At 60.9% G+C, this 11,718-nt stretch carries 12 protein-coding genes; 3 read left to right on the top strand and 9 right to left on the bottom strand.

All coding sequences use genetic code 11. From position 1 onward, the window contains the following. The first annotated feature begins 30 nt into the window (after positions 1-30). On the top strand, positions 31-1,176 hold the full coding sequence (locus tag ACY8D3_RS20930; protein ID WP_462380771.1) for a PilT/PilU family type 4a pilus ATPase: 1,146 nt from the start codon (positions 31-33) through the stop codon (positions 1,174-1,176). Here ACY8D3_RS20930 and ACY8D3_RS20935 read toward each other — a convergent pair. Beyond that, on the bottom strand, positions 1,173-2,627 hold the full coding sequence (locus ACY8D3_RS20935) for a UdgX family uracil-DNA binding protein (protein ID WP_462380773.1): 1,455 nt from the start codon (positions 2,625-2,627) through the stop codon (positions 1,173-1,175). The genes ACY8D3_RS20930 and ACY8D3_RS20935 overlap by 4 nt on opposite strands. Before the next feature lie 2 nt (positions 2,628-2,629). Continuing rightward, positions 2,630-3,838 carry a putative DNA modification/repair radical SAM protein gene (locus ACY8D3_RS20940; protein WP_462380774.1) on the bottom strand — a complete coding sequence of 403 codons (1,209 nt, stop codon included), beginning with the start codon at positions 3,836-3,838 and terminating at the stop codon, positions 2,630-2,632. 168 nt (positions 3,839-4,006) lie between these two features. On the opposite strand from ACY8D3_RS20940, the gene ACY8D3_RS20945 reads away from it, so the two are divergent. Beyond that, positions 4,007-4,414, top strand: a complete 408-nt coding sequence (locus tag ACY8D3_RS20945) for an NINE protein (RefSeq protein WP_462380775.1) — start codon at positions 4,007-4,009, stop codon at positions 4,412-4,414. Positions 4,415-4,422: 8 nt separating this feature from the next. On the opposite strand, the gene ACY8D3_RS20950 is transcribed toward ACY8D3_RS20945, so the two are convergent. Beyond that, on the bottom strand, positions 4,423-5,466 hold the full coding sequence (locus tag ACY8D3_RS20950) for a LacI family DNA-binding transcriptional regulator (RefSeq protein WP_462380776.1): 1,044 nt from the start codon (positions 5,464-5,466) through the stop codon (positions 4,423-4,425). A 224-nt stretch (positions 5,467-5,690) separates the two neighbouring features. Between ACY8D3_RS20950 and ACY8D3_RS20955 the strand changes: the two genes are divergently transcribed. Continuing rightward, entirely contained in the window at positions 5,691-6,830 is a 1,140-nt protein-coding gene (locus ACY8D3_RS20955) for an L-talarate/galactarate dehydratase (protein WP_462384481.1), read from the top strand. A 43-nt stretch (positions 6,831-6,873) separates the two neighbouring features. Here ACY8D3_RS20955 and ACY8D3_RS20960 read toward each other — a convergent pair whose 3' ends face one another. From ACY8D3_RS20960 to ACY8D3_RS20985, 6 genes are all read right to left on the bottom strand, one after another. Continuing rightward, positions 6,874-8,154: a dihydroorotase gene (locus ACY8D3_RS20960; protein ID WP_462380777.1), complete on the bottom strand. Its 1,281-nt coding sequence runs from the start codon at positions 8,152-8,154 to the stop codon at positions 6,874-6,876. Beyond that, positions 8,154-9,161, bottom strand: a complete 1,008-nt coding sequence (locus ACY8D3_RS20965) for an aspartate carbamoyltransferase catalytic subunit (protein WP_462380778.1) — start codon at positions 9,159-9,161, stop codon at positions 8,154-8,156. Before ACY8D3_RS20965 ends, ACY8D3_RS20960 begins: the two co-directional genes overlap by 1 nt. A 17-nt stretch (positions 9,162-9,178) precedes the next feature. Continuing rightward, positions 9,179-9,688: a bifunctional pyr operon transcriptional regulator/uracil phosphoribosyltransferase PyrR gene (gene pyrR / locus ACY8D3_RS20970; protein ID WP_462380779.1), complete on the bottom strand. Its 510-nt coding sequence runs from the start codon at positions 9,686-9,688 to the stop codon at positions 9,179-9,181. Between the two features lie 54 nt (positions 9,689-9,742). Beyond that, positions 9,743-10,174: a Holliday junction resolvase RuvX gene (gene ruvX, locus ACY8D3_RS20975; RefSeq protein WP_462380780.1), complete on the bottom strand. Its 432-nt coding sequence runs from the start codon at positions 10,172-10,174 to the stop codon at positions 9,743-9,745. Then, a complete protein-coding gene (locus tag ACY8D3_RS20980) occupies positions 10,171-10,740 on the bottom strand; it encodes a YqgE/AlgH family protein (RefSeq protein WP_462380781.1) in 570 nt (189 codons plus the stop codon). The genes ruvX and ACY8D3_RS20980 overlap by 4 nt, the downstream gene beginning before the upstream one ends. 71 nt (positions 10,741-10,811) lie before the next feature. Next, a complete protein-coding gene (locus ACY8D3_RS20985; RefSeq protein WP_462384483.1) occupies positions 10,812-11,702 on the bottom strand; it encodes an energy transducer TonB in 891 nt (296 codons plus the stop codon). Between the last annotated feature and the right edge of the window lie 16 nt (positions 11,703-11,718).

An 11,718-nucleotide genomic window follows, 5' to 3' on the forward strand; every position in this document is an offset into this window, starting at 1 on the left:
CTTACCCAACTGCGCTGGATGGTATGCGTCATGGAATTCGAGAAGCTGTTGCGACTGATGGTGGAGAAAGGTGCCTCGGACCTGTTCATCACAGCCGGGGTGCCGCCTTCTATCAAGGTCAACGGCAAGATCATGCCTGTGACGAAAACGCCCATGTCTCCGGAGCTGACACGCGAAACGGTGTACGGCGTGATGAACGATCAACAGCGCCGAGAGTTCGCTGAAAAGCACGAATGCAATTTTGCGATCAGCGCGCGTGGCATCGGGCGATTCCGGGTCAGTGCCTTCTTCCAGCGGAACTTGGCGGGCATGGTGCTGCGTCGTATCGAGACGCGGATTCCAACGCTCGAGGAGCTTCGGCTGCCGGAAGTGCTCAAGTCACTGTCCATGACCAAGCGCGGTCTTGTGCTGATGGTGGGCGCGACCGGTACGGGCAAGTCGACTTCGCTCGCGGCGATTATTGGCCATCGCAATCGCAACAGCAGCGGCCACATCATCTCGATCGAAGACCCCATCGAGTACGTTCACCAGCATCAGAGCTGCATCGTGACCCAGCGCGAGGTCGGACTCGATACGGACTCATTCGAGGTGGCGCTGAAAAATACTCTGCGCCAGGCACCTGACGTCATCATGATTGGGGAGATTCGAACGCGCGAGACAATGGACTATGCATTGGCGTTTTCCGAAACCGGGCACTTGTGTCTGGCGACCTTGCATGCCAACAACGCCAACCAGGCACTCGACCGCATCATCAACTTCTTCCCGTCCGACCGGCACAACCAGGTCTGGATGGACCTGTCGCTCAATCTCAAGGCGATTGTCGCGCAGCAGTTGGTGCCGACCGTGGACGGCAAAGGCCGCCGTGTGGCTATCGAAGTACTGCTCAATACGCCCCTCGCTGCGGATCTCATCCGCAAGGGAGAAATCCATGAACTCAAGGCGCTGATGAAGCGTTCGGGCGAGGTGGGTATGCAGACCTTCGACGAAAGCCTTTTCCAGTTGTACAACGACGGGGAGATCACCTACGAGGCTGCGCTGCAGCATGCCGACTCGGCCAATGACCTTCGCCTGATGATCAAGCTGGAGTCCGAGACCGATGGTGATCACCTGCGGTTGAAAACGGACCGCCTCAGTCTTGAGCCGGATGATAGAGGCCCAGGGCCTCGCTACTGCTAATAGGTGGCTTCGGCGGCGAGCCCGCTTGCCTCCCGTAGCGCGCCTCGTAGGTCGTCAACATACTGCTGCTGCACTGCGCCTTGGCTCCTGAGGATGGCGGCCGGGTGAGGGGCTGTCAGCAGCCAGTAATCTCTGTGGCGCAGCACGCGCCCGGCATAGTCGGAGAGCTTCACCCGCTGTGGATCGTGAAGCTCCAGTAAAGAGGCCAAGGCCGTACGGCCGAGCGCAACGACGACTGCGGGACGTACCTTTTCGAGCTCCTGGGTCAACCAGTCACGACATGCCTTGATCTCAGCCGGCTTGGGCGAGGCGTGCTTGCGCGTTGCGGCCTTGCCTCGAATGCCGGTGCGGGGCTCCCATTTGAAGTGCTTTACCGCGTTGGTTACGTATAGCGCGGTGCGGTCCAGTCCAACGTGCGCCAACGCTTCATCCAGAATCTGCCCAGCAGGCCCGATGAAAGGCCGGCCTGCCAAGTCTTCCAGGTCGCCTGGCTGTTCTCCGACCAGCATGATCCGGGCTCCCTCGACACCCATTCCAGGCACGGCACACGTTGCGTTCCGCCAGATGTCACAGCGGCGGCACTCCTCGAGTGAAGAGGGAAGAGGCCGGTTGGGTTGCGCGAGCTCCTTTGCAATCAGCACCTGGCGGCCATCACGTGCACCGACACTCGCGGCCTGCGCGAGCTTTTGCTGTCCTGCACGTGCCTTGGCGGCGAGTTCGGGGATCAGCGTGCCTTCTGGAAGGTGCTTCCAGAACCGACTGGGCATATGCCCACGCATGACCTTTTCATTCAGGCGGGCGGGATTGAAGGTGCTGCTGTAGTACGCTTGCCATAACGCGGCGCCGTCATCATGGGTTTGCTGGGCGAGGCGTTTCAAATCATCCGGGCAGGGCGTGAGGAACGAGAGGTCATTGCCGTCGCAAAGTGCAGCGCCATCCGGAGTGGCGATGGCCCAGCTAACCTGACCCATCCGATGCTGGAAATGGCTGGAGGCCCGCTCGAGCACGTCATGCGCTGGTTCGTACCAGGCGACAAAGCGGGGTGTGGCATCCTCCGAGCGCTCGCGAAACCGCAGAAAGGCGTGCATATGGTGAGCCTCGCGACGAACCGATTTCACCCGGGCGTGGAGCTCTGCCCCGTCAATATCGCCAGCCAGCATGGCGCTGCGATCACCTCGCGTCACGCGCCAAAGGACCCGGTACAACAATGCCCAACGATCCGGCGCTCGAAAGCAGGCCGCCTGATCCAATAGATCCGGCAGTTCCCGCGGAATGACGAGGGAAACCGGCTCAACAGCGTCACCCAGTTCATCGTCGCTGGCAAAGAGGTCGAGTGCAGATTCATTCGCGGCTTGCCAGGTGATCTGATCGGGGCGGACACCCTGCGCCAGAAGCGTACGCGCAAGGGGTCGCCAGACATCAAAGGCGCCGGAAAACCGGATCGTCCGCATCGCTACCAGAGCGCCATCTGCGCAGGTTGATCCGCGAGTGAACGGCGGAGCGTGTGAGATTCCCAGCCGTCACGTCGAGGGGTGTAGTCCTGCGTCACTACGAACGGCTTGAGCTTGTCCATTGAACAGCGCAAGCGAACGAGATCATCGTAACGAATGCGCCGTTCCCGTCGAAGTGTGGTCAGGCGGCGCGCGTTGAGCATGCCAATTCCAGGTACTCGGGCGATCAACAATGTATCCGCTCGATTGAGGTCGACGGGAAACTGCTCCCGATGGCTGAGTGCCCAGGCGAGCTTGGGATCGATGTCCAGCGGCAGATTGCCTGTGGCAAGCAGTTCATCCGCCTGGAAGCCATAGCCGCGCATAAGGAAATCAGCCTGATAGAGCCGGTGCTCACGCATCAGCGGCGGCGGTTGCAATGGCACCGATGTGGGACTTTTCGGGATCGGACTGAATGCCGAATAGTAGACCCGCTTGAGGCCATAGGAACCGTACAAACGCTGCGCGGTATCAAGAATCGTGCGGTCATCGGTCGCGTCCGCCCCTACGATCATCTGGGTGCTTTGGCCAGCCGGCGCGAATCGTGGTGCGCGAGCCTCGCTAGATGCCTCTTCGACACCCAACCGAATACGGCCCATCGCCTTGCGAATGCTCTGCCCATTTTTCTCGGGCGCCAAGGATTCAAGGCTAATCTCAGTTGGCAGCTCGATATTCACGCTCAGGCGATCAGCATAGAGGCCCGCTTCGGCGATCAAATCCGGATCAGCATCCGGGATCGTCTTGAGGTGAATGTAACCGCGGAACTCATGATCCTTGCGAAGCATCCGGGCAACGCGAACCAGTTGCTCCATCGTGTAATCCGAAGAGCGGATGATGCCGGAGCTGAGGAATAGGCCGCTAATGACGTTCTGCCGGTAGAAGTCGATCGTGAGCTTGACCACTTCCTCTGGCGTGAAGCGCGCTCGGGGAACATCGCTTGATCGCCTGTTGACGCAGTACTGGCAGTCATAGATGCAGAAGTTGGTCAGCAGGATTTTCAGCAACGAAACGCAGCGGCCATCTGGCGTGAAGCTATGGCAGATGCCATTCCCTGTTTCTGCACCAAGCCCGCTTTTGCCTTTTGAGCTGCGTTTTGGCGCGGCGCTGCTGGCGCAGGACACGTCGTACTTCGCGGCGTCAGCCAATACGATGAGCTTATCGGTCAGGTCCATGGTCAATCTGTCGGGCTGGCTGGATATACAGTATCCGGCTGCGCCGAAGGCGTTACAAGACCGCAGCGGCGCCGCGCGTCGGCCAGCAACGGCAGAGGGCACCGCACCGCCAGCGTTCATGATGGTCTCACGTGCACATGCAGTTGTTAGCGAAGTGAGGAATACGTCATGCAACGAGTGGACACCCACAGCAAAATCATTGGCTATCTGCTGTGGATATTCGGATTCACCGGAGCGCACCGTTTCTACTATGGCAAGCCCGTAACGGGAACGATCTGGTTCTTCACCTTCGGGCTGTTCCTGATTGGATGGATCATTGACTTCTTCCTGATCCCCGCGATGGATCGCCAAGCCGATCTGCGATTCAACCCAGGAAGGTTGGATTACAACATTGCGTGGGTACTGCTGACGTTTCTCGGGCTGTTCGGCGTCCATCGGATGTATCAGAGCAAATGGATCACCGGCATCCTTTACCTGTGTACGGGCGGGCTGTTCCTGGTCGGCGTGCTCTACGACTTTTGGACGCTGAATGAACAGGTGTCCGTAAAGAACGCTCGGGATATCCGAAGGGTATAGGACCGGGGTCAGGTGCTTTCGCGGGCGACCAGCTCGAACCCTACGTCGTCGATACAGCTTCCAGGTGCAAGCGTGCCGGCAATGCGGGCCAGTAACCGTTCAGCAGTCAATTCACCGACCTGTGCCCCATTGATCCGGATGGTCGAAAGGCGCGGGAAGGTGTGTGCGGCGAACTCGAGATCGCCGAAACCCATCACCGCGAGATCGCTCGGCACGGTCAAGCCTCGAGCCTGTGCCTCTGCCATCGCGCCCTGGGCGAGCAGGTCGATACTGCAAAGTACGGCGTGCGCGTCGCAGGCCTCGTCCAGTAGCTGCGCCATGGCGTCTCGGCCATAGCCCACGGCAACCGGAACCGGCGTGAGCTTACATGCCAGGATTTCGACACCCGCTTCGCTCAAGCGCTGCTCGCAGGCTAGTCGACGCTGTGTGGCACGCGCGTCTTCGCTCCAGATCAGCGCGACCTTCGTATAGCCCTTCGAAGCGATGTGGTCAGCCATGGCTGCGCCTGCGGCCGGATGCGAAAACCCCACTATCGTGTCGATCGGTTCTTCATGGAGCTCCCAGGCCTCGACTACCGGCGTGCCGCGTGATTGTAAGCGCGCTCGGGCTGCTGGCGTTTGCAGCGGGTGGGTGAGCACGATGCCGTCTGGTCGCCGCGCAAGGATGCTGTCGATCAGCGCCAGCTCGCCCTCTGCGCTGAGATCGGATTGAGCCAGCAGCAGCTGATAGCGCGCTGCCGCAAGGCATTGGCCAAGCCGATCGACGGTATCGACGAACACGCGGTTCGCAATGTTCGGTACGACCACGATCACAAGGCGGCTTCGCTGGGAGACAAGGCTGCCCGCCAGAAGGTTAGGGATATAGCCCGTCTGGGCAATTGCCGCTTGCACCCGCTGTATCGTCCTTTCAGAAACGATCTCAGGTTTGTTGATGACTCGGGAGACGGTAATCGGCGATACGCCAGCGACACGTGCAACGTCGTCCAACGTGGCGCTGCCGGGGCGGGGGGTGGACGTAGCAAACGGGTTCGTTGGAATGGAGGGATCAGACATCAGAGCTCGCTACGGCAGGCGCGGTTTTAGGCGATTCTAGCCTAGAAGATGCGAGCGCTTCTTCATTTGATCGTCCGGGGTTGCTCGCCAAGGGCGGTGGGTTTAATGTGCATGACAGCGCTGTCATTTTTTTCGGCAAGCACAGCGGCCCGACTCAGCCATTCCGAGGGTGCAACATGAGCATGATCGAAAGTAACGTTTACATCGACGCGAAGATCCCCGCCATGGAGGCAGGGCCGGCCACTGTTGACCGAATCGATTCGGTGAAGGTATCGCTGCTCTACCTGCCGCTGGCAGCGCCGATCAGTGATGCGAAGGTGTTGACCGGACGGCAGAAGCCGATGACGGAGATTGCTTTCGTATTCGCTGAGATTCGCACCAAGGACGGCCATGAAGGTATCGGCTTTGGCTATTCGAAGCGGGCCGGTGGCCGCGGCATGTTCGCCCATGCCAAGGAAATCGCGCCGAACCTCATTGGCGAGGACCCGAACGACATCGCCAAGATATTCAACAAGCTGCTCTGGGCTGGCGCTTCGATGGGCCGTAGCGGTATGGCGGTGCAGGCGATAGCGCCCTTCGATGTCGCGTTGTGGGATCTCAAGGCCAAGCGTGCAGGTTTGCCGCTGGCGAAGCTGCTCGGTGCGCACCGCGATTCGGTGCAGTGCTACAACACGTCTGGTGGCTTCCTGTCCACGCCACTGGACAAGGTGTTGGAAAACGTCGAAACCAGCCGCGCGGGCGGCATTGGTGGTATCAAGATAAAGGTAGGGCAGCCCGATACAGCTATCGACTATGCCCGGGTGAAGGCGGTGCGGGAAAAGCTTGGGGAGGGCTTCCCGCTGATGGTAGACGCTAACCAGCAGTGGGATCGCGTCACTGCGCAACGCTTTTGCCGCAAGCTGGAAGAGTTTGACCTGACCTGGATCGAAGAGCCGCTCGATTGCCAGGATTTCGAGGGCCATGCGGCGTTGTCAGCCTCGCTCGATACGGCGATCGCTACCGGTGAAATGCTTACCAGCTTTGAGGAGCACGCACGCTTCATTTCGATCAAGGCAGCAGATTTCGTTCAGCCGGATGCGCCGAGGGTCGGCGGCATCACTCCCTTCCTGCAGATCATGAATCTGGCCAGCTATCAGGGCTTGAAGCTTGCCCCGCACTTCGCAATGGAAATCCACCTGCACCTTGCAGCGGCATATCCACAGGAGCCGTGGTTGGAGCACTTCGAATGGCTCGAGCCGCTGTTCAACGAGCGGCTGGAGCTGCGCGATGGCCGCATGTGGGTCCCAAACCGGCCCGGCCTTGGCTTCACATTGAGCGAGCAGGCGTTGGGATGGGTCGTCGGTACCGAAACGTTCTCGGCGTAACCAGGCAGGGGCGGTGGCGGCGGATAGCCGCCACTCCGGCCGGTCAGGAGGGGTCGGCCTGATAGCTTACGCGGCCATCCACTAGGGTATAGCGCACACGGGCGGGAAGGTCTTCGCCCAGGAAGGGACTGTTGCGACCGCGCGAATGCCACGCCGCACCTGCTGTGGTCTGTGCGGCTGTGTCGAACAGAACGATATCGGCAGCAGCACCCACGGACAGGGTACCCGCGGGAATTGCAAAGGCAGAGGCTGGGCCGAAGGTCAGGCGGCTGATCAGTGTGGGCAGGTCCAACACGCCATCTTCCACCAGCGTCATGGCCAGCGGCAGCAGCAACTCGACGCTGCTGATACCGGGCTCGGTTGCCGCGAACGGCGCGAGCTTTGCGTCGGCTTCGTGGGGCTGATGATGGCTGGAAATTGCTTGGATGACGCCGTCACGAACACCTGCGCGCAGGGCGTCTCGATCCGCCATGGTACGAAGCGGCGGTTGCACGTGATAGAAGCTTGAAAAGCCTACGAGTGATTCATCGGTCAGCAACAACTGGTACAGCGCGACGTCGGCGGTAACGGGCAAGCCACGCGCCTGGGCATCCGCTATCATCTGAACGCCACGTGCGCTCGTTATCTGTGCGAAGTGCGCCCGGACGCCGCTTTGCTCGACCAGCAGCAGATTGCGCGCAAGGGATACGGTCTCTGCCGTTTCCGGAATGCCAGCCAGTCCAAGGAAGCTCGCCGTTGGGCCTTCGTGAGCCAAGCCGCCTTCGGCGAGGTCCGGGTCCTGTGAATGGAACACGACCGTCAGGTCAAACGTGGCGGCGTATTCGAGCGCGCGGCGCAAGACCCGGTTGTTGGCCAGTGGGGCCAGCCCGTTGCCGAACGCCACGCAGCCCGCATCACGAAGGGATACGAGCTCCGAAAGTTGTTCGCCTGCCAATCCCCGCGTCAGCGCGCCGATTGGATAAACCTTGGTATGGCCTGCCTCTTGGGCACGATCGAGAATCATCTCTGCAACGGCCGGGGTGTCCAGCACGGGTTTCGTCAGGGGAGGGCAGCAGAGGGATGTGACGCCACCCGCCGCAGCGGCCAGGGTTTCAGTCGCGATATTGCCCTTGCGGCTGTAGCCCGGTTCGCGCAGTGCGACAGACAGGTCGACGAGACCTGGCGCTGCGACCAGGCCCGCGGCTTCGATCGTGTAGCGTGGCTCGAAACCGGCGGGCGCCGTGCCGATAGCGACGACCTTCGCGGCATCGATGAAGATATCTGAGGTCTGGTCAACGCCGTTCTTTGGGTCCAGCAGGCGAGCGCCAAGAATCTGGGTAGGCATCAGGCTTGCTCCTCGGCGTCCTGGTTTAGCTGACGTTGTGCGGTCTGGCCGCTCATGGCCATCGACAGGACGGCCATGCGGATGGCGATTCCATAGGTGACCTGGTTCAGGATCACCGAGTGCGGCCCGTCAGCGACCGCAGATTCAATCTCGACGCCGCGATTGATGGGGCCGGGATGCATGACGATGGCATCGGGTTTGGCGTGGCGCAGCCGCTGCTCGGTCAGTCCGTACAGACGGTAGAACTCGCCTTCGCTGGGGAGTAATCCGCCCTGCATGCGTTCACGTTGCAGTCGAAGCATGATGACGACGTCGACGTCCTTGAGACCTTCGCTCAGGTCGCGGAAGACGCGTACGCCATATTGTTCAATACCAACCGGCAGGAGCGTCTTCGGGCCGATGACCCGGATGTCCTGGCAGCCCAGCGCCTTCAACGCCAGCATGTTCGACCGGGCTACGCGGGAATGAAGAATGTCACCGACGATGGCGACTGAAAGGTCTTCGAAGCGACCCTTGTGGCGGCGGATGGTGAGCATGTCGAGCATGCCCTGTGTGGGGTGCGCGTGGCGCCCGTCGCCGCCGTTGATGATTGCGACGTCCGGACACACATGTTCAGCGATGAAATGCGCCGCGCCCGAGTCGCTGTGCCGGACCACGAACATGTCTGCTGCCATCGCTTCCAGGTTGCGCAACGTATCGAACAGCGTCTCGCCCTTGCTGGTGGAAGAGGTCGATACGTTGAGGCTGATCACATCTGCCGACAAACGCTGTGCCGCGAGCTCGAAGGTGGTCCGCGTGCGCGTCGAGTTCTCGAAGAACACGTTGCAGACGGTCTTGCCGCGCAGCAAAGGCACCTTCTTGACGGCGCGTGCGCCGACCTCCAGGAACGAGTCGGCGGTGTCGAGAATCTCGGTCAGAAGCGTGCCCGGGAGGTTGTCGAGCGACAGGAAGTGACGGAGCTGGCCCTGGTCGTTGAGTTGCAGCGAGCGCATGGCGTCGAGAGGCATGGGGGCTGGCCTTGTGTTCAAGAAGCGGAGAGGGTCTGCAGTTCGAGTGCAAGCGGCGCGGGGCCGGTCAATTTTACGCGCTGATCGTCCTGTAGAGCGAGTGTCGCGCCAACGACATCCGGGCGAACGGGCAGCTCGCGGGCGTTTAGATCCAATAGGCAAACGAGCGTGACGCTCCTGGGACGACCGTAATCGAACAACTCATTTAGCGCCGCCCGAATCGTGCGCCCACTCATGAGGACGTCATCGACGAGGACGAGATCCTTACCCTCGACCTCGAATGGCAATTCGGATGGTTGCACCTGGGGATGCAGTCCGTTTTGGGTGAAGTCGTCGCGATAGAAGGAAACGTCGAGCACCCCCATAGCGTCCCCTCGCCCGAGCTGCGTCATCAACGCGCTGGCCACCCAGACCCCACCGGTACGGACGCCTATGAAATAGGGGTTGTCGATCTGGCGAGCCTTGAGATAGGTCTGGAGATCGGCCGCCATCTTTGGCAGCAGTTCGCCCGGTACAGGTAGTGTCATGTGGTCCTCCAATAGGTGCCGTATTGCGGCACCATATGTCCTTATTTGTGGTGTCTACGAGGGCTGGTTGTGCTCAAGCCAGCCCTCGAGAAGCAATGCCGCCGCGAGTGCGTCGACCGGTCGCTCCCGGTATCCACCGCGTTGCCCCTGGGCAAGGCGATGCCCTTTGGCCTCGAAGGTGGTGAGGCGCTCGTCATGGGTGAACGCGGGTAGCCCGAAGCGGCCATTGAGACGCCGCGCGAATTTTTCTGCGCGGTCGCTCATCTCGCTGCGCGTCCCGTCCATGTTCAGGGGCAGCCCTACCACGAGCGCGTCAGGTTGCCATTCCTTGATGAGTGCTTCCACGCGGTTCCAATCGGGTACACCGTTCTGAGCCTTCAGCACGCACAGTTCACGTGCCTGCCCGGTGATGGCCTGGCCGACGGCAACGCCAATCTGACGCGTGCCGTAGTCGAAACCCAGCAGCAAACGCATTGGCTCGCTCATGCGTGGCCAGCCTGTGAGGTCAGCAGGGAAAGATCGACGCCCAGTATCGCAGCGGCGGCGGCAGCCCTTGCATCGGATGGTGTCTTGAAGAGCACGTCGGTATTGGCAGGACTTGTCAGCCAGGCGTTTTCGGCAAGCTCGGCTTCAAGCTGGCCGGCGCCCCAGCCGGCATAGCCCAGTGCGATGAGTGCATGCGCCGGGCCGTTAGCATCTGCAATGGCAAAGAGCACGTCCTGAGAGGTCGTGAGCGCTAGTTCACCCAGCTCCAGCGTTGCCTGATAGGACTGGCCGCTGGGGTGCAAGACGAAGCCGCGATCAGTTTGCACAGGCCCACCTGTATAGATCGGGGTGGTGATGCTACCTGAATCGGGCGTCTGCTCGGGGCGAAGCTGCTCGAGCACATCAGCAAGGTTAAGCCCGCTGGGCTGATTGACGACGATGCCCATTGCACCCTGTTCGTTGTGCTCGACGAGGTAGATCAGGGTATGTGCGAAATTGGGATCGGCCATGTGCGGCATGGCGATCAGGAAATGATGCTTGAGGTAAAGGGTGTCTGCTTGTCTCATGGAACGGTAGTGTCGGCGTTCCCATTCGGCGCATCAAGCGGAAAAGGCCGGGTCGCTGACCGTTCGTTCGGCTACTGGCTCGAGAGGCGATTTCCGCGCTCGAAACGCCATGTTCGGATGATTTCGAGGCGGTCCACGTCGGAGAGGTCGCCGGTGAAGGGCTGGAACGGCGCCGCCAGCCTCACGATCCGTAGTGCGGCCTGGTCCAGTACCGGTTCGCCGGACGATTCGAGAATATGAACCTCGTAGAGCGTCCCGTCCCGGTTGATCGAAACGAGCAGTCGCAGACTGCCGTATATCCCTTCCTGGCGCGCTTGGCCCGGATAATTCAGGTTGCCGATGCGCTCAATTTTCTTTCGCCACTCTTCCTTGTAGCCGGCGCCCTTGTCACGCATGGTCGACGCGGCGTTGATTCGATAGATGCGCGGACGCTTGGCGTAGCGCTCCACTTCTTGCGCCAGCTCGGCCTCAAGGCTGGAAATCTCGGCGGACAACTGCGCTGTGTCGCTGGGAGGCAGCTGCGCTTCGGCGTCAGGGTTGTCCTGTTCCGGGCGCGTGGGTGCCTTCTGCTGCTGAGGCGATCGCGTAACGACGGCGGCACGAGGCGTTTGTTGCGTGGTGGAGGGTGGCGGTGCTGAAGGCGGGCTGACCTCGTTGACCTCGGTGTCCTGAAACGGGGCCTGTTGAGTCGTCTTTGGGACCGACTTTTCTTCCAGCGTACCGCTGCCTTGCTGGTTGTGCTGGGCGAGGAAATCCGCGTCGGTGGGCGCCTGGTCGCTCTTGAAGGTGGCCAGGGTCACTTCAAGCGTCCGGCTGATCTCGGATGGCGGTGACAGGGTAAAGCCGACGCCAAGGATGACCGCAACGTGAAATACCGCCGCAATGAACAGGGTAAAGCCCAGGCGATCGGAAGACCGAACGGTCTGGCTAGTCGGGCGGGGTGGCTTCACGGCGGCATTCATCGGCATTCACGGATCG

It is taken from the genome of Pseudomonas sp. Marseille-QA0892 (assembly GCF_054950135.1).

What these genes read in the sequence shown, in the direction of transcription:
- ACY8D3_RS20945 (WP_462380775.1), top strand. Translation starts at nt 4,007, where the DNA reads ATGCAACGAGTGGACACCCACAGCAAAATCATTGGCTATCTGCTGTGG.
- ACY8D3_RS20930 (WP_462380771.1), top strand. Translation starts at nt 31, where the DNA reads ATGGAATTCGAGAAGCTGTTGCGACTGATGGTGGAGAAAGGTGCCTCG.
- pyrR (WP_462380779.1), bottom strand. Translation starts at nt 9,688, where the DNA reads ATGACACTACCTGTACCGGGCGAACTGCTGCCAAAGATGGCGGCCGAT.
- ACY8D3_RS20965 (WP_462380778.1), bottom strand. Translation starts at nt 9,161, where the DNA reads ATGCCTCTCGACGCCATGCGCTCGCTGCAACTCAACGACCAGGGCCAG.
- ACY8D3_RS20935 (WP_462380773.1), bottom strand. Translation starts at nt 2,627, where the DNA reads ATGCGGACGATCCGGTTTTCCGGCGCCTTTGATGTCTGGCGACCCCTT.
- ACY8D3_RS20985 (WP_462384483.1), bottom strand. Translation starts at nt 11,702, where the DNA reads ATGAATGCCGCCGTGAAGCCACCCCGCCCGACTAGCCAGACCGTTCGG.
- ruvX (WP_462380780.1), bottom strand. Translation starts at nt 10,174, where the DNA reads ATGAGCGAGCCAATGCGTTTGCTGCTGGGTTTCGACTACGGCACGCGT.
- ACY8D3_RS20980 (WP_462380781.1), bottom strand. Translation starts at nt 10,740, where the DNA reads ATGAGACAAGCAGACACCCTTTACCTCAAGCATCATTTCCTGATCGCC.
- ACY8D3_RS20960 (WP_462380777.1), bottom strand. Translation starts at nt 8,154, where the DNA reads ATGCCTACCCAGATTCTTGGCGCTCGCCTGCTGGACCCAAAGAACGGC.
- ACY8D3_RS20950 (WP_462380776.1), bottom strand. Translation starts at nt 5,466, where the DNA reads ATGTCTGATCCCTCCATTCCAACGAACCCGTTTGCTACGTCCACCCCC.
- ACY8D3_RS20955 (WP_462384481.1), top strand. Translation starts at nt 5,691, where the DNA reads ATGGAGGCAGGGCCGGCCACTGTTGACCGAATCGATTCGGTGAAGGTA.
- ACY8D3_RS20940 (WP_462380774.1), bottom strand. Translation starts at nt 3,838, where the DNA reads ATGGACCTGACCGATAAGCTCATCGTATTGGCTGACGCCGCGAAGTAC.